Consider the following 16,836-nt stretch of genomic DNA (forward strand, 5'->3'; position numbering starts at 1 on the left):
GCCCACCCCCGAAGCGCTGCGCGCTTCCCCCTCAAGGGGGCATGCCTGTGGACCGGCGAAGCCGGCTCCGCGGCATCCGGATGGAGTGACACCAGTGCATGCGCCGTGCGTGGTGCGCAATCAGATTGGCTTTGGTGATTTGACCGCGAGCTAGGCCATCGGCAATTCGCGGCAAGGGGGAAGTCTTCATGACGTTTACGCTGATCGTCGAGCAATTGCTGAACGGTCTGCAGTTTGGGTTGATGTTGTTTCTGATCGCGGCCGGGCTGACCCTGGTGTTCGGCATCATGGACATCATGAATCTGGCTCACGGCTCGCTCTACATGGCCGGCGCTTATGTCGCCGCCGAAACCATGCAGCGCACAGGTTCATTCACCGCCGCCGTCCTGGTGGCGGCCGTTGCCACCGGCATCGTCGGGGTGGTGCTGGAACTGACGCTGATCCGCCGCCTTGCGCTGCGCGACCATCTGGCCCAGGTGCTGGGCACCTACGCCGTCATACTCATCGCCAACGACCTGGTCAAGATGATCTGGGGCCCGGCCCCCGTCATGCTGAACATGCCGGCCGCGCTGTCCGGCCCGGTCCGGCTGCTGCCCGATCTGCTCTATCCCGCCTACCGCCTCATGATCATCGTGTTCGGCGTGGCCGCCGCCGCGGGCCTGTACTGGTTCGTGACGCGCACCCGTGCAGGCGTGCTGGTGCGGGCGGGCGCGTCCAACCGCCAGATGGCCACCCTGATGGGCGTGCGCGTGCCGCTGCTGTTCCTGGGCGTGTTCGTGCTGGGCGCCATGCTGGCCGCCGTGGCCGGCGCCTTGCTCGGTCCGATCACCTCGGTGCAGGTGGGGATGGGTGAAGAAATCCTGATCCTGGTGCTGGTGTGCATCGTCATCGGCGGCATCGGATCGATCCGCGGCGCCTTTGTCGGGGCGCTGCTGGTGGGCATGGTGGACACGGCGGGGCGGGCCTTCTTGCCCATGTTGCTGCGCCAGGTCTTTTCTCCGGCCGTGGCCTCCAGCGTCGGTCCGACGCTGGCCGCCATCGCCATTTATGTATTGATGGCGGCAGTGCTGGTGTTCCGGCCCTCCGGCTTGTTTCCGGCGCGGGGTTGAGCATGAAATCCATGATCTGGACCGTGGTCCTGCTGGCCGCGTTGGCCGTATTCCCCCTGGTCGCGCCGGCGCTGGGCCTGGACTTCTATATTTCCTTCGTGCGGCGCGTGCTGATCTACGCGCTGGCCGCGACCAGCCTGAACCTGATCCTGGGCTACGGCGGCATGGTGGCGCTGGGGCACGCGGCCTTCTTCGGCGCGGGCGCCTATGCGGTCGGCATCCTGGCCATGTCGGGCGTGACGTCGGCCCTGATCGTCTGGCCGGCGGCGATGCTGCTGGCGGCGGTGCTGGCCTGCATCACGGGGGCGATTTCGCTGCGTACCCGCGGCGTGTACTTCATCATGATCACGCTGGCCTTCGCGCAGATGCTGTTCTATATCTTCATCTCGCTGCGCCAGTATGGCGGCGAAGACGGGCTGAACCTGCCGGGCTATTCGACCTTGCCGGGCATCGACCTGGCCAATGACGTCAGCTTCTATTACCTGGTGCTGGCGCTGTTCGCGCTGATCATGTGGATGTTCGGCCGCGTGGTGGCTTCCCGCTTCGGCACCGCCCTGCAAGGCATACGCGAAAACGAGTCGCGCATGGAGTCCATGGGCTATCCGGTTTATCGCACCAAGCTGATGGCGTTCACGCTGAGCGGCGCGGTGGCCGGCCTGGCCGGCGCGCTGCTGGCCAATCACAATCTCTTCATCTCGCCCAGCCTGATGCACTGGACCCAGTCGGCCAACCTGCTGATCATGGTGCTGGTGGGTGGCATCGGCCTGCGCTATGGCGGCGTGGCCGGCGCCGTGGTCATGCTGACCCTGGAAGAAGTGCTGCGCCTGTGGACCGAGTATTGGCACCTGCCCCTGGGCGTGCTGTTGCTGTGCGTGGTGTTCGGCGCGCCGCGCGGCCTGGTCGGGCTGTTCGGCCCCTTGTTCAGCGGCCGTGCCGCTGCCGCCCAATCCGGCAAGGTGGGATCATGAACGCTACCGTAACGCCGGCCTTGCAGGCTTCGGGACTGGTGCGCCGTTTCGGCGCGCTGGTCGCCACCGACAATGTGTCGCTGTCCCTGAACCCGGGCGAGATCCACGCCCTGATCGGCCCCAACGGCGCGGGCAAGTCCACGCTGATCCATCTGCTGTCAGGCACGCTGGCGGCGGATTCGGGCACGCTGAAGGTGGGCGGACGTGACGTCACCGGCATGAACGCCCATCAGCGCGTTTCCGCCGGGCTGTCGCGCTCGTACCAGATCACCAATATCTTCAAGCAGTCCACGGTGCTGGACAACCTGGTGCTGGCGGTGCAGGCGCACGCGGGCAGCAGCTTCCGCTTCTGGAAGCCGCGCGCCGCCGAATCGGCCTTGTACGAGCAGGCGCGTGAACTGGCGCGGGAATGCGCCATCGACGCCAGCCTGCTGGAACGTCCGGCCGGTACCCTGCCGCACGGCGAACAGCGCAAGGTCGAGTTCGCGCTGGCGCTGGCCGCGCGGCCTGCCGTGTTGTTGCTGGACGAACCCATGGCGGGCATGGGGCCGGACGAAACCGTGCGCCTGACCGAATTGATCGAATCGATGCGGGGCCGCGCCGCCATGCTGCTGGTCGAACACGACATGCAGGCCGTGTTCCGCCTGGCCGACCGCCTGTCGGTCCTGGTGTACGGCCGCGTCATCGCGACCGGCACCCCCGACGAAATCCGCGCCAACCCGGAAGTGCGGCAAGCCTACCTGGGCGACGAGGAGACCGTGTGATGCTGACCATCGAATCCGCCAAGAGCGGTTACGGCGCCAGCCAGGTGCTGTTCGGCGTGGACCTGCAGATCGGCGCCGGCCAGGTCGTGACCTTGCTGGGCCGCAACGGCATGGGCAAGACCACCTTGCTGCGCACCTTGTTCGGCCAGTTGCCGCTGCGCGGCGGCAAGATCCAGTTCGCGGGGCAGGACATCAGCGGCTGGAGTCCGGACCGCATCGCGCGGGTCGGCATGGCCATCGTGCCGGAAGGGCGGCAGTGTTTCCCCAACCTGACGGTGCGCGAACACCTGACGGCCTTCGTCGCCGCCCGCAATCCGGACATCGGCGAACCCTGGACGCCAGAACGCGTCTTCGAACTCTTTCCCCGCCTGCAGGAGCGCGCCCGCAACATGGGCAACCAGCTGTCGGGCGGCGAACAGCAGATGCTGGCCATCGGCCGGGCGCTGGTCACCAATCCGCGGCTCCTGATCCTGGACGAGGCCACCGAAGGACTGGCGCCCAAGATCCGCGAGGAAATCTGGAATTGCCTGGCGCGCTTGCGCCAGGCCGGCCAGACCATCCTGGTCATCGACAAATACGTCGAGCGGCTGCTCAGCCTGGCCGACCGTCACGTGATCCTGGAACGCGGCAAGGTGGTGTGGACCGGAGACTCCCAGGCCTTGGACGCCGATCGCGGCCTCTGGGAACGCTATCTGGGCGTGTAGCAAGAAAGCTGCAATACAAACAGGCAAATGCCGTCAGTCGTGACATAAAAAGCAATAAATTGACATTTGTATTGCAGCCATGCAACTTAAGACACTCGAGCGTCTTACAAGCGTTTGCTCCTGTTTCAATTGGAACCACTGTTCTCTACACTTGTCGCGCCGGACGCGCCTCGCGGGCGCGCCCGCAACAGGCTCATGGCTGAACAAGCGGGGCAAGCGCGCGGCGAAACATCGTTACACAACGAATGCCCGCTTATGCGTCCCCTTCACGCACGTTACGTCTTATCAGGCAGTAAGGAAGACTTTGCATGGCGAAATGGGGTTTGCGCAGAAAATCGTTGATGGCGCTGTTGCTGGCGTGCCTGGTCGCGCTGGCGCCGGCCGCCCTGATAGGCTGGCAGGTGCTGGACGGCGTCAGGGAGCACTTCGGGCGCGCTTTCTCCGACAACTTCACGCAATTGAACCGCCAGCGCATCCTGGCGCCGGTATCCCGCGAACTGGCCCTGTCGCTGCGGCTGGCGGATAGCGAGGTCACGCGCCGCTGGCTGCGCCACGAAGGCGATCCGGCCGCGCGCGAACTGTTCTTCCGCGAGGCCGATGGCTACCGCCGCGATCTGCTGGGCCGTGCCTACTTCATCGCCAGCGCGGCCTCCGGCAACTATTACTTCAACGACGACCAGCCCCTGTCCGAGACGCCGCGCTACACGCTGAGCAAAAGCGCTGCCGACGACGCCTGGTTCTACCTGACGCTGGCCTCGTCCGCCAAGTACAACATCAACGTCAACCCGGACCTGAAGCTCAAGACCACCAAGGTCTGGATCAATGTCCAGGTGCGCGACGGCGACCGGGTCATCGGCCTGACCGGCTCCGGCCTGGACGTGGGCGGGTTCCTGCGCGAATTCGTCAATAGCGGCCAGCCGGGCGTCACGCCCATCATCATCGACGAGAAAGGCGCGATCCAGGCGCACATGGACGCCTCGCTCATCGCCTACAACTCGGGCGCGGGCGGCGCCGGCGCCACCCGCGGCACGGTGTTCAATCTGCTGGACGGCGGCGAAGGGCGCGCCGAGCTGGCCGCGGCCATGAAGGCGGCGCGGACCGACCCGCAGTCGGTGCAATCCGCCTGGGTCAAGATGGACGGCATCCGGCAGCTGGTGTCCGTGGCCTACATGCCGGAGCTGCACTGGCACGTGTTGACCGTGGTGGACCTGGGCGCCGCGCGGGTGCTGGACACGGATTGGCTCTGGCCCGCGGCCATTGGCCTGGTGGTGCTGTTCGCGGCCATGCTGCTGTGCTTCGGCTACGCCATCGAACGCCTGATGCTGCGTCCCTTGCGCCGCCTGCAGCAGTCGGCGCGGGCCATCGCCGATGGCAGCTACGACGTGCGCCTGCCGCCGGGCGGCCAGGACGAGATCGGCGACCTCAGCCGCGCCTTCGGCGTGATGGCGGACAAGGTGCGCCAGCACACGGCCGAACTCGAGACCAAGGTGCGCGAGCGCACCTCCGAACTCGAGGACGCCAACCGCGCCATGGCCGCCGCGCACAAGAAAATTGACGATTCCATCGACTACGCCAGCCTGATCCAGCGCGCCATCCTGCCGGACCGCCAGCTGACCCAGTCCCTGGGCGCGCATCATTTCGTGCTGTGGAAGCCGCGCGACGTGGTCGGCGGCGACTTCTACGTGTTCCGCTCCGACGGCGCCAATTGCCTGCTGGGCATCATGGATTGCGCCGGCCACGGCGTGCCCGGCGCGCTGATGACCATGCTGGCCCGCGCGGCCATAGACCTGGCGATCACCGAGGCGGGACCGGCCGATCCGGCCGCCATCCTGACCCGCACCGACAGCGCCATCCGCGCCATGCTTGCGGACGCGCAATTGCCGCGCGCGCTGGCCACGAACACCGATGCGGCCCTGGTATATATTGACCGCCAAGCCGGCAGGCTGCTGTACGCGGGCGCCAAGATCAGCCTGTACGCAAGCAATGGCGAGGAACTGCGCGAGGTGCCCGGCGGCAAGCGGGCGCTGGGGGACAAGCGCACCGAGATCTACGAAAACATCGAGTTGCGGATGGAGCCGGGCTGGACCTACTACCTGGTCACGGACGGGTTCCTGGACCAGGCGGGAGGCGAACACGGCTTTGGCTTCGGCAATACGCGGTTCGCGGAAATGCTCAAGACACACGCGCGCCGGCCGTTAACCGAACAGGCGGCCGCCTTTACCCAGGCGCTGGCACAGTACCAAGGCGGGCGGCCGCAGCGTGATGACATCACCTTGCTGTCGTTTCGTTTCGAATAAACGTTATCAGGGCGCTTACCCCCATGAATGCCTCCGATCTTTACGCATTGGGCGAACGGTTCAACCAGAATCGCACTCTGTTGTGCTTCAACGGACCGACTTCCCGCAGCCTGATCGAGGAAATCGGCAATGCGCTCAAGAACTACCTGAACGCGGAGCACGCGCGGCCGGCCGAGGCCATGGATGTCTTCTCCGTCTACATCGAGATGATCCAGAACATCCGCCAGTACGCCGCGCTGCATGACGACGTGGACGCCTCGGCCACCGTGGTGATCGGCCGCCGCGATGAAAGCCGCTATGTGGTGTCCGCGGGCAATCTGGTCAAGGCGGAGGACGGCCAGTCGCTGGTTGCCCGCATCCAGGAACTGGCGGCGCTGGACAAGGCGGCGCTGAAGGCCGAGTACAAGGCGCAGTTGCACAAGCCGCGCGCCCAGGGCGTCGCCTCGGGCGCGGGCCTGGGCCTGATCGATATCGCCCGCCGGGCCGGCGCGCCGCTGGAAGCCAGCCTGACGCCCGCCGCGACACCCGGGCAGGCGTTCTTCAGCCTGAGCGTCGTGATCTGAAGGCGCGCCCGGCCAAGAACATATTTGGAGCAATTGATGAAAGATCTGAACATTCCCGGGACCCAGTCCACGCCCGCCATCACCGCCGACACCGCTGCCGGCGTGCTGGCGATGCGCGGCGACTCCTATCCCGAGAATTCCTTCGAACTCTTCGGTCCCGTGATCGAATGGGTCGAAGCCTACCTGCTGAGCAGCGCCGCGCCCCTGAAGCTGGAACTCGAGCTGCTGTACCTGAACACCAGCAGCATCAAGTCGGTCATGGACATCTTCGATCTGCTGGAGGCCGCCCACGGCAAGGGCCGCGAGGTCAGCGTGACCTGGTTCTACGACATGCGCAATGAGCGCGTCGGCGAGCTGGCCGAGGAATTCAAGGAAGACTGCACCTTTCCATTTTCAGTCATCGGCCGCCAATGAAATCCGACGCCGCCCAGCTCGACAAGCGCATCGCCGAATTGCTGGCGGATCCCGCCTATGAAGGCCATCCGCTGCGCGAAGCGCTGGGCGCGCTCTGGCGGCATACCGGCGAGCAGATGGCGCGCATCGAGCGCGTGACCCAGCTGTCGGACGCCTACCAGAGCATGGCGCATGAGCGCGAGTTGGGCCTGTGCGACCGTTTTGACCGGCAGTTGCGCCGCCTGACCCGCATCGCACGCATCTCGGACCACTATCAAAGCATGATGCGGGACCTGAATTCCGCCTTGCTGGAAACCTCCAATCGCGATCCCCTGACCGGTCTCCTGAACCGGCGCGCCTTGATGGAAATGATCAAGCAGGAGGTTCTGCGCGTGTCCCGCGGCGGCTCGACTTTCATCGTGGCGATGCTGGACGTGGATCACTTCAAGTCGGTCAACGACCGCTATGGCCATGAAACGGGCGACCGCGCGCTGGTCGAGCTGGCTGGCGTGCTGGGCAAGAACCTGCGTGAATACGATCTGTGCGGCCGCTGGGGCGGCGAGGAGTTCCTGGTGCTGTTGCCCAGTACCCAGCCCGAGGACGCCCAGCGCGTGATGGACAGGCTGGTGGGCGCGGTGCGCGCCCTGGCGATCACGGTGGGGGATGGCATGTTGAGATTGACGGTCAGCATAGGCATGGCATATCACCAGTTGGGGGAAACCTTCTCTGAAACGCTCAGCCGTGCGGACCAGGCCTTGTACCTGGCCAAGCAGGACGGACGCGACCGCGTCGAACTCGGGTTTCCGAAGCGCTGATGAAACCGGACCAGCTGTTATCCGGCATGGAGCCCCATATGCTTGATTCTTATCCAGGCGTCACCGACGAGCGCCCACAAGGCGCCGCATGGCATCCGGGCACATACCTGGCGTCCATGGATAGGGCGCTGTTGCTGTTCGATTTCAACCCTGCCGGCTCCTTGTTGAACGCCAACGCGAACTTTCTCGCCTTGGTGGGCCATGCCCGCGAAGAGGCGCTGGCGTTGCGCCACGACATGCTGTGCGACAGCATGGACGAGGGCAAGGGCATCGTCGGCGGCGAGCAGGTCTGGGCCAGGCTGTTGGGCGGCAAGCACTTTACCGGCACCTGCCGCTACCGCAAGAAGGACGGCGGCTTCGTCTGGATCGAAGCCACCTACATGCCCATCGCCGACGACGCCGGCGAGGTGGTCCGCATTTCCGTCATTTCCCGCAAGTCCATCGCCGACGCCGATCGCCAGGAAGAGGTCCGCCTCTTGCTGCTGGGTATCAACGAAACCGGCAACGCCGTCGCGGTGTCGGGCAAGGACGGCCGCATCGTCTACGTGAACGACGGCTTCCAGCGCATGCTGGGCTTTGCCCGCGGCGACGCCGTGAACCAGGAACTGGGCGAACTGCTGGCCGGCGGCAGGCCGGACGGCGGCACGCGCGAAGAATTGGACCGCCGCATCGCCTGCCGCGAGGGCTACCACAAGGACGTGCTGGTCTATGACCGCGCCGGCCGGCCGCTGTGGGTGTCGGTGATGGCGAACTCCGTGTTCGACGAACGCGGCGCGCTGGTTAACATCGTGGACGTCTTGACGGACATCACGCCGACCAAGGTGCATGAAGTGCTGCAGCGCCGCGTGCTGCAGGCCATGGTGAACGAGGCCTCGGTGGTCGAGGTCATGAACATGGTGTGCCGCGAGGTCGAGCGCCTGGCGCCCGAAGTCGCCGCCAGCGTGCTGCGCGTGGATGACGCGGGTCTGCTGCGGCCGCTGGCCGCGCCCAGCCTGCCGCAAGCCTATGCCGACGCCCTGGACGGCGTGGCCATCGGGCCGCAGGCGGGCGCTTGCGGCACGTCGGCCTTCCTGGGCCGGCCGGTGATCGTGCCGGACATTTCCACCGATCCGCTGTGGGACGATTACCGCCACCTGCCGCTGCCGGACGACGTGAAGGCCTGCTGGTCTTCGCCGATCAAGTCGAGCGACGGCCGGGTGATAGGCACTTTCGGCTTCTATTTCCGTGAACGGCGTCTACCCGACGATTTCCACCATCGGCTGGTGGATGTGTGCGTCTATCTCTGCGCCCTGGCGCTGGAACGCGAAGAGGCGCGCGCCCGCATCCGGCAGTTGGCGTTCTACGACGAACTGACGGGCCTGCCCAACCGCAATCTGCTGTTGGCGCAGGCGGAACAGGCGATCGCGCGCGCGGAGCCCGAGCGCAAGCGCGTCGCGGTATTGTTCCTGGACCTGGACCGCTTCAAGCAGGTCAACGACACGCTGGGCCATCCCATTGGCGACGCGCTGCTGCGCGACGTGGCGCAGCGTCTGCGCCGCCTGGCGCGCGCGACGGACATCGTGGGCCGCTTGTCCGGCGACGAGTTCGTGATGCTGATGCCGGACTTCGAGCACGGCCGCCTGACGGCCGCGGCCGAACACGTGCTGGTGGCGCTGGCGCAGCCGTTCTCGGTGGGCGGCATTACGCTGAATCCGTCGGTCAGCATCGGCATCAGCGTGTTCCCGGAAAACGGGCGCGACATGGATACGCTGCTGCGCCATGCGGACATGGCGATGTACCAGGCCAAGACGGCGGGACGCAATCGCATTTCCTTCTTCAGCGCCGAGATGAACCGGCAGGCGCAGGAGCGCCTGGCGCTGGAAGCCGCCTTGCGCGATGCGCTGGAGGCCAAGGCGTTGCGGCTGCATTATCAACCGCAGGTGGGACTGAAGAATGGCCAGTTGTACGGCGTCGAGGCGCTGGCGCGCTGGCGTCATCCGACCTTGGGCGATATTTCACCGGCGCGCTTCGTGCCGCTGGCCGAGGAATGCGGGCTGATCGGGGACCTGGGCGACTGGGCGGTGCATGAGGCTTGTTCGCAGTTGGCGGTGTGGCGGGCCAAGGGCCTGCGGGTTCCTTCCGTGTCGGTGAACCTGTCGGCGACGAATTTCCACAACCTGAATCTGCCGCGGATGATCGAGGCGACGTTGGCGGAGTTCGGGCTGGCGGCGGCGGATCTGATGCTGGAGATCACGGAAGGCGTGGTGCTGGACGCGACCGCGGGTACGTTGCGGACCATTGCTGAGCTGCATCGCCTGGGCGTGCGGCTGTCGATGGACGACTTCGGCACGGGTTATTCCAGCCTGGGGCATTTGCGGCGGCTGATCGTGGACGAATTGAAGCTGGATCGCAGTTTCGTGCAGGGGCTGGAGAGCGATGACGCGGCTCGGGCGTTGACCAGCGCGGTGATTCGTATCGGCGAGAGCCTGAGTCTGCCAGTGGTGGCCGAGGGCGTCGAGAACGAAGAGCAGCGGCGGTTTTTGATCGAGCAGGGGTGTGCGGCTGGGCAGGGGTTCTTGTTTTCGCCGCCGTTGCCGGCTGATGATCTTGAGGAGTGGCTGCGGGGGCGGCCTTAGTTTTCTTGCAGTGCGTTGCTGGTTCTTAAGACGCCAGTCGCTTCGGCGGCCTGGCGTGCGCGGGGCAACGATTGCGGTCCGGAGCGTTCGCTCCGGACTACCCCTTCGTCATCGTCGTCCAGGCCCTCGGCCTTCCCTTCCGATTCCCTCGGGCTTATCGACGCCCCGCGCACGCCAGGCCGCCGAAGCGACTGGCTCGGCTGGTTGAATCTTTACGGGCGCTGGGGCGGGGAGTGTGCTTGGCGTTCTTGCCGCCGGTGAGGGGTGGCGAAAGATTTTGCGGGGCCCGCCCCAGATCGGCCGCGCGGGCGGCCGATCTGGGGCTTACGCTTGGTCTTGCGACTGCGACTGCGACTGCGACTGCGATTGCGATTGCTGTCGCTGTCGCTGGTGCCGTGCTGCCAGATGATGCCCGTGGCGTGTCTATCTCTTACTTTGATGCCACCGTTTCCGGCGGCACCGGGTTTTCCCAGCCGCCGCCAATTGCGCGGATCAGGCCTACGGCCGAGCGCGCTTGTTCACCGCTTAATTGCACTGCAACGCGTTGCTGCAGCAGTACGCTGCGGTCGGCTTCGATCACGTCCAGGTAGCTGATGGAGCCTTCGCGGTACTGCGTGTGCGAGAGCTTGGCGGCGCGGGCGGCGGCGTCGACGGCGGCGTCTTGCGCCTTGGTCTGGTCGGCCAGGATGCGCAGGTTGGCCAGGTTGTCTTCCACTTCGCGGAACGCGTTCAGGATGGTCTGGCGGTAGACCGCCACGTCTTCCTCGTAGACGGCGCGGGCGCGGTCCAGGCCGGCCTGGCGGCGGCCGCCGTCGAAGATGGGCATGGACAGCGCGGCGCCGACCAGCGGGCCCAAGAGGAAGGTGCGGCTGGACCACTGGAACAGGTTGCCCAGGTCCGAGGACTCGTAGCCGAAGGCGCCGGTGATATCTAGGCGCGGGAAGAAGGCGGACTTGGCGGCGCCGACGCGGGCGTTGGCGGCGGCCATGGCGCGTTCGGCGGCGGCGATGTCGGGGCGGCGCTCCAGCAGGCTCGAGGGCAGGCCGGCCGGGATCGACAGCGCGACCTTCTGGATGGGCTGCTCGGGCATGGCGAAGTCCGACGGGGCGCGGCCCAGCAGCACGGCCAGGGCGTGTTCGGACGCGGCGCGGCGGCGGTCGATGCCCAGGGCTTCGGACTGCGCGCTGGCGAGTTCGGCCTTGGCGCGGGCCAGGTCGAGTTCGCTGATGTCGCCGGCGTCGTAGCGGCGCTGGATCAGTTGCAGGGTGTCGGTGCGCAGCTTGACCGTCTGGCGGTAGAGCTGCGATTCGGCGTCCTGTTCGCGCACCAGGAAGTAGGTGGTGGCGACGTCGGCCTGCAGGGCCAGCAGCACGGACCGGTACAGGGCTTCGCTTTGCTGGGCGTCGGCGCTGGCGGCATCGTAGGTGGAGGCGACGCGGCCGAACAGGTCGGCTTCGTAGGACACGGCGCCTTGCGCGCGCCAGGTGGTGACGGGGGTGGTCGCGGTGCCGTCGGGCAGGCCTTGCGAGACGGCCGAGGGGCGCTGGCGGTTGGGGCCGAAGGCGGCGTCCAGGTTGGGGAAGAAGCCGGCGCGGGCTTCGCGTTGCAGCGCGCGCGACTGGGTCAGGCGGGCGGCGGCGGCCTGCAGGTTCTGGTTGGCCTTCTGGGCTTCTTCCTGCAGCTGGTTCAAGCCTTCGTCGCCGAACACTTTCCACCAGGCGCCGCGCAGGGCGTCTTCGGACGGCTCGGCGGTCTTCCAGGTGCCGGCTTCGGAAGCGGGCAGGGCGGCTTCCTTGAAGGCCGCGGGCACCGCGGCCGAAGGCCGTTCGTAGGTGGGGCCCACCGCGCAGCCGGCCAGCACGAGCAGGACGGCAAGCAGGGCGGAACCGCGGGTCAGTCTTTTGATCATGATGACTATTCTCTTGTGGGCGCCTTCCGCCGCCGGGGCGGAAGGCGCTGTCTAGGCTTCTCTGGTTTGTCGGCTCAGGCCTGGTGTTGCGGGGCGGGCGGCGCGTTCGGGTCCAGGTGCGGCACGCACACCGGAGCCTCGTGCGGCGCGGCGGAGTGCAGCGTCTTGCCGCCCAGCGTGCGCAGCAGCACGTAGAACACGGGGGTCAGGAACAGGCCGAACAGGGTCACGCCCAGCATGCCGAAGAACACGGCAATACCCATGGCCTGGCGCATTTCAGAGCCTGCGCCCGAGGACAGCACCAGCGGCACCACGCCCATGATGAATGCGATGGACGTCATCAGGATGGGACGCAGGCGCAGGCGACTGGCTTCGATCGCGGCTTCGAGTGGGCTGCGGCCGTTCATTTCCAGTTCGCGGGCGAATTCGACGATCAGGATCGCGTTCTTCGCCGACAGGCCCACCAGCACCATCAAGCCGATCTGCGTGAAGATGTTGTTGTCGTTGCCGGTCAGGTAGACGCCCGTCAGCGCGGCCAGGATGCTCATCGGCACGATCAGGATCACGGCCAGCGGCAGGGTCAGACTTTCGTACAGGGCGGCCAGCACCAGGAACACCAGCAGCACGCTGATCGGGAACACCCACAGGCCGGCGTTGCCTGCCAGGATCTGCTGGTAGGTCAGGTCGGTCCATTCCATCTTCATGCCGCGCGGCAGGGTCTCGGCAGCCACGCGTTCGGCCGCGGCTTGCGCCTGGTCGGACGAGTAGCCGGGCGCCGGGCCGCCGTTGATGTCGGCGGCGGTGTAGCCGTTGTAGCGCACCACCATTTCGGGGCCGAAGGTCTGGTTGACCGTGACCAGCGAGGACAGCGGCACCATCTCGCCGGCGGCGTTGCGGGTCTTCAGTTGCAGGATGTCGTCGGCGTGGGCGCGGAATTGCGCGTCAGCCTGCGCCCGCACCTGGAAGACGCGGCCAAAGCGGTTGAAGTCGTTGACGTACATCGAGCCCAGATAGATCTGCATGGTGTCGAATACTTCGGTCACCGGCACGCCCAGTTGCTTGGCCTTGACGCGGTCCAGGTCCACATCCAGCTGCGGCACGTTGATTTCGTAGCTGGAGAAGGCCGGGCCGAGCTCGGGCGTCTGGCGCGCCTTGGCCAGGAAGGCTTGCTTGGCCTTTTCCAGTTCGGCGTAGCCGGCGGCGCCGCGGTCCTCGATCTGGAACTTGAAACCGCCCAGCGTGCCCAGGCCCATCACGGGCGGGGGCGGGAACACGGCGATGAACGAGTCCTGGATGGCCGCGAACTTCTGGTTGAGCGAGCCCGCGATGGCGTCGCCCGACAGCGCGGCGCCCTTGCGTTCGTCAAAGGGCTTGAGCGTGACGAACACGATGCCGGCGCTGGAGCTGTTGGTGAAGCCGTTGATCGACAGTCCGGGGAAGGCGATGGTGCTCTGCACGCCAGGCTCCTTCAGGGCGATCTCGCTCATGCGGCGGATCACCGCTTCGCTGCGGTCCAGTGAGGCGCCGTTGGGCAGCTGCGTGAAGGCGATCAGGTATTGCTTGTCCTGCGCGGGCACGAAGCCGCCGGGCACCAGGTAGGAGACGCCGATGGTGGCGGCCACCAGCACGGCGTATACGCCCATGGCGCCGGCCTTGCGGCGGATCACGCTGGACACGCCAGTGCCATAGGATTCGGACGCGCGACCGAACATGTTGTTGAACCAGTTGAAGAAGCGGCCGAAGACGCGGTTCATGCCACGGGTCAGCCAGTCGGGCTTGTCGTGGTGGCTCTTGAGCAGGATGGCCGACAGCGCGGGCGACAGGGTCAGCGAGTTGAAGGCCGAGATCACCGTCGAGATGGCGATGGTCATGGCGAACTGCTTGTAGAACTGGCCGGTCAGGCCCGTCATGAAGGCCAGCGGCACGAACACCGCGCACAGCGTCAGCGCAATGGCGATGATGGGGCCGCTGACTTCACGCATGGCGCGGTAGGTCGCGTCGCGCGGACTCAAGCCCGCCGCGATGTTGCGCTCCACGTTTTCCACCACCACGATGGCGTCGTCCACCACGATGCCGATGGCCAGCACCATGCCGAACAGCGACAGCGCGTTGATGGAGTAGCCGAACATCAGCAGCAGGGCGAAGGTACCCACGATGGACACGGGCACCGCCAGCAGCGGGATGATGGAGGCGCGCCAGGTCTGCAGGAACAGGATCACCACCAGCACCACCAGGGCGATCGCTTCCAGCAGCGTGGTCACCACGGCCTTGATGCTGGCGCGCACGAACTGGGTGGGGTCGTATTCGATGCGGTATTCCACGCCCGGCGGAAAGTCCTGCTGCAGGTCGGCCATGGCCGCGCGCACCTGGCTGGACACGTCCAGGGCGTTGGCGCCCGGCGACTGCATGATGCCCATGCCCACCGCCTGCTTGTTGTCCAGCAGCGAGCGCAAGCCGTATTCCTGGGCGTCCAGTTCGACGCGGGCCACGTCCGACAGGTGCGTCACGGCGCCATCGGGCGAGGTCTTCAGGATGATGTCGCGGAATTCCTCTTCGGTCTGCAGGCGGCCGCGGGCGTTCACGTTCAGTTGCAGCGGCACGTCGCCCAGCGTGGGGGACGCGCCGATGACGCCAGCGGCGACCTGCACGTTCTGTTCACGGATGGCAGCGACCACTTCGCTGGCGGTCATGCCGCGCTGGGCGACTTTCTGCGGGTCGAGCCAGACGCGCATGGAATAGTTGCCCGAGCCCCATACCGTCACTTCGCCCACGCCGGTGATGCGGGCCAGGCGGTCCTTGACGTTCAGGATGGCGTAGTTGCGCAGGTAGGTGATGTCGTAGCGGTCATTGGGCGAGATCAGGTGCACCACCAGCGTCAGCGTGGGGGAGCTCTTGGCCGTGGTCACGCCCAGGCGCTGCACGTCCGGCGGCAGGCGCGGCAGCGCTTGCGACACGCGGTTCTGCACCAACTGCTGGGCCTTGTCCGGGTCCACGCCCAGCTTGAAGTTCACCGTCAGGGTCAGGTTGCCGTCGCTGTTGGCCTGCGACTGCATGTACAGCATGTCCTCGACGCCGTTGATGGATTCCTCCAGCGGCGAGGCCACGGTTTCGGCGATGACCTTGGGGTTGGCGCCCGGATACTGAGCGCGCACGACCACGGACGGCGGCACCACTTCCGGATACTCGGAGATGGGCAGCTGGAACATGGCCAGCAGGCCCCCCAGCAGCACCAGGACCGATAGCACGCCGGCGAAGATCGGCCGGTCGATGAAGAATTTCGAGATATTCATGGACGTTCTCGTTAGACGCGCCGGCTCAGTTCAGGGTGGCCGAGGCGGTCTTGACCGGGTTGCGTTGGGCCGCAACCATGGGGACGACGGTGGGGGTCACGGCATCGCCGGGACGCACGCGCTGCAGGCCGTTGACGACGATGCGCTCGCCGGCGGCCAGGCCGGAATCGACCACGCGCAGGCCTTCCTGGTTGGCGCCCAGCTTGATCTGGCGATAGACGGCATGGTTCTTGTCATCCAGCACCAGCACGTAGCGCTTGTCCTGGTCGGTGCCGATGGCTTTTTCGTCGATCAGCACGGCCTGGCGGGGTTCGCTGCCGCCCAGGCGGACGCGGGCGTACAGGCCGGGCAGCAGTTGCCCGTCGGCGTTGTCGAACTCGGCGCGCACGCGGATCGTGCCGGAGGTGGTGTCCAGGCGATTGTCCACGGACTGCACGACGCCGGTGCGCGAATAGCCTTCCTCGTTGGCCAGGCCCAGCTCCACCGGCACGGCGCCGGAACGGCCGCCGCGGGCGGGGTTCACATAGCGCAGGAAGGTTTGTTCGTCCACGTCGAACGAGGCGTACATCTTGGAGACGGACACCAGCCGGGTCAGCGGCACGGAGCCGGCGCCAGCCGCCACCACGTTGCCCACCGTGACCTCGGCGCGCGACACCCGGCCGTCCACCGGGGCTTCGATGCGGGTGTAGCCGAGGTTCAGCTTGGCATAGTCCAGCGCGGCCTGGGCGCCTTGCAGATTGGCGGCGGCTTCGCGCGCGGCGTTCTGCTTTTCCTCGAAATCGCGGCGGGCGATGGCGTTGTCGGTCAGCAGGCGCTGGCCGCGGGCCAGTTCGCTGGCGGTGTACGAGGCGCGGGCCTTCGCGGCGGTCAGGGCAGCGGCGGCGCGGTCGACCTCGGCGGCATAGGGGCGCGGGTCGATGGTGAAGAGCACGTCGCCCTTCTTGACGATGCTGCCGTCCTGGAAGTGCACGGCGGTAAGGGTGCCCGACACCAGGGGACGGATGTCGACGCGGTCGATGGCTTCCAGGCGGCCGGAGTAGCGCTGCCAGTCCACGATGGTCTTGTTCAGGACCTCGGCCACCTCGACCGGCGTGGCGGCGGGAGCGGTCTGCGCCTGGGCGGCGTTGGCGCCGGCCGGGGCGCGGAAGAGGGCGTAACCGCCGCCGGCGGCGATGACAGCTGCAAAGACGGCGAGCACAGCAATACGATTGCGCGAAACCATGGTGTTTCCTTGAGAGATGATGGGGCGAAAGCGCGCTTGCCTGGGTGAGCCTGGGGGCGGGAGGCGGCTGCGGCGGCCTGGGGCAGGCCTGTCCTCAGGATCCGGTGAAAATGCTGCGATGCAGCATGCAATACTGCTGCGCATCCCAGGCAAAGGCGCCTGATCGGGGCGGGTCTTTGCAGTTGCC

General features: G+C 66.6%; 12 protein-coding genes. 9 read left to right on the plus strand and 3 right to left on the minus strand.

Annotated features, from left to right (window positions below; genetic code table 11):
- Positions 1-188 precede the first annotated feature (188 nt).
- The 9 genes from BRO63_RS28620 to BRO63_RS28660 all read left to right on the plus strand — a co-directional run bounded on the left by BRO63_RS28620 (position 189) and on the right by BRO63_RS28660 (position 10,228).
- Complete coding sequence (locus BRO63_RS28620) at positions 189-1,109, plus strand: branched-chain amino acid ABC transporter permease (protein WP_013391329.1); 921 nt, start codon at positions 189-191, stop codon at positions 1,107-1,109.
- Positions 1,110-1,111: 2 nt separating this feature from the next.
- A complete protein-coding gene (locus tag BRO63_RS28625) occupies positions 1,112-2,077 on the plus strand; it encodes a branched-chain amino acid ABC transporter permease (protein WP_088143018.1) in 966 nt (321 codons plus the stop codon).
- Positions 2,074-2,841: an ABC transporter ATP-binding protein gene (locus tag BRO63_RS28630; RefSeq protein WP_088143019.1), complete on the plus strand. Its 768-nt coding sequence runs from the start codon at positions 2,074-2,076 to the stop codon at positions 2,839-2,841. Before BRO63_RS28625 ends, BRO63_RS28630 begins: the two co-directional genes overlap by 4 nt.
- Positions 2,841-3,545, plus strand: coding sequence for an ABC transporter ATP-binding protein (locus tag BRO63_RS28635; RefSeq protein ID WP_088143020.1), 705 nt, complete (start codon positions 2,841-2,843; stop codon positions 3,543-3,545). The genes BRO63_RS28630 and BRO63_RS28635 overlap by 1 nt, the downstream gene beginning before the upstream one ends.
- 308 nt (positions 3,546-3,853) lie before the next feature.
- A complete protein-coding gene (gene siaA, locus BRO63_RS28640) occupies positions 3,854-5,842 on the plus strand; it encodes a biofilm regulation protein phosphatase SiaA (protein WP_218824122.1) in 1,989 nt (662 codons plus the stop codon).
- Between the two features lie 23 nt (positions 5,843-5,865).
- On the plus strand, positions 5,866-6,405 hold the full coding sequence (gene siaB, locus BRO63_RS28645) for a biofilm regulation protein kinase SiaB (protein WP_088143022.1): 540 nt from the start codon (positions 5,866-5,868) through the stop codon (positions 6,403-6,405).
- A 36-nt stretch (positions 6,406-6,441) separates the two neighbouring features.
- Entirely contained in the window at positions 6,442-6,819 is a 378-nt protein-coding gene (gene siaC / locus BRO63_RS28650; protein ID WP_088143023.1) for a biofilm regulation phosphoprotein SiaC, read from the plus strand.
- The gene (gene siaD / locus BRO63_RS28655; RefSeq protein ID WP_088143024.1) at positions 6,816-7,613 is read left to right on the plus strand and encodes a biofilm regulation diguanylate cyclase SiaD; all 798 of its coding nucleotides are present in this window, start codon (positions 6,816-6,818) and stop codon (positions 7,611-7,613) included. Before siaC ends, siaD begins: the two co-directional genes overlap by 4 nt.
- A 38-nt stretch (positions 7,614-7,651) precedes the next feature.
- The gene (locus BRO63_RS28660; RefSeq protein WP_256943428.1) at positions 7,652-10,228 is read left to right on the plus strand and encodes a sensor domain-containing protein; all 2,577 of its coding nucleotides are present in this window, start codon (positions 7,652-7,654) and stop codon (positions 10,226-10,228) included.
- Positions 10,229-10,658: 430 nt separating this feature from the next.
- Here BRO63_RS28660 and BRO63_RS28665 read toward each other — a convergent pair whose 3' ends face one another.
- From BRO63_RS28665 to BRO63_RS28675, 3 genes are all read right to left on the minus strand, one after another.
- Positions 10,659-12,137: an efflux transporter outer membrane subunit gene (locus BRO63_RS28665; RefSeq protein WP_088143026.1), complete on the minus strand. Its 1,479-nt coding sequence runs from the start codon at positions 12,135-12,137 to the stop codon at positions 10,659-10,661.
- A 74-nt stretch (positions 12,138-12,211) separates the two neighbouring features.
- Complete coding sequence (locus tag BRO63_RS28670) at positions 12,212-15,427, minus strand: efflux RND transporter permease subunit (protein WP_088143027.1); 3,216 nt, start codon at positions 15,425-15,427, stop codon at positions 12,212-12,214.
- 25 nt (positions 15,428-15,452) lie between these two features.
- A complete protein-coding gene (locus tag BRO63_RS28675; protein WP_088143028.1) occupies positions 15,453-16,649 on the minus strand; it encodes an efflux RND transporter periplasmic adaptor subunit in 1,197 nt (398 codons plus the stop codon).
- Positions 16,650-16,836: the final 187 nt, after the last annotated feature.

Origin of the sequence: Achromobacter xylosoxidans (genome assembly GCF_002192695.1) — a bacterium.
GTDB lineage: Bacteria > Pseudomonadota > Gammaproteobacteria > Burkholderiales > Burkholderiaceae_B > Achromobacter > Achromobacter xylosoxidans_C.

Coding starts and splice junctions, on each gene's coding strand:
- BRO63_RS28665 (WP_088143026.1), bottom strand. CDS start 12,137: ATGATCAAAAGACTGACCCGCGGTTCCGCCCTGCTTGCCGTCCTGCTC.
- BRO63_RS28620 (WP_013391329.1), top strand. CDS start 189: ATGACGTTTACGCTGATCGTCGAGCAATTGCTGAACGGTCTGCAGTTT.
- BRO63_RS28670 (WP_088143027.1), bottom strand. CDS start 15,427: ATGAATATCTCGAAATTCTTCATCGACCGGCCGATCTTCGCCGGCGTG.
- siaD (WP_088143024.1), top strand. CDS start 6,816: ATGAAATCCGACGCCGCCCAGCTCGACAAGCGCATCGCCGAATTGCTG.
- BRO63_RS28625 (WP_088143018.1), top strand. CDS start 1,112: ATGAAATCCATGATCTGGACCGTGGTCCTGCTGGCCGCGTTGGCCGTA.
- BRO63_RS28660 (WP_256943428.1), top strand. CDS start 7,652: ATGCTTGATTCTTATCCAGGCGTCACCGACGAGCGCCCACAAGGCGCC.
- siaA (WP_218824122.1), top strand. CDS start 3,854: ATGGCGAAATGGGGTTTGCGCAGAAAATCGTTGATGGCGCTGTTGCTG.
- siaB (WP_088143022.1), top strand. CDS start 5,866: ATGAATGCCTCCGATCTTTACGCATTGGGCGAACGGTTCAACCAGAAT.
- BRO63_RS28630 (WP_088143019.1), top strand. CDS start 2,074: ATGAACGCTACCGTAACGCCGGCCTTGCAGGCTTCGGGACTGGTGCGC.
- BRO63_RS28635 (WP_088143020.1), top strand. CDS start 2,841: ATGCTGACCATCGAATCCGCCAAGAGCGGTTACGGCGCCAGCCAGGTG.
- siaC (WP_088143023.1), top strand. CDS start 6,442: ATGAAAGATCTGAACATTCCCGGGACCCAGTCCACGCCCGCCATCACC.
- BRO63_RS28675 (WP_088143028.1), bottom strand. CDS start 16,649: ATGGTTTCGCGCAATCGTATTGCTGTGCTCGCCGTCTTTGCAGCTGTC.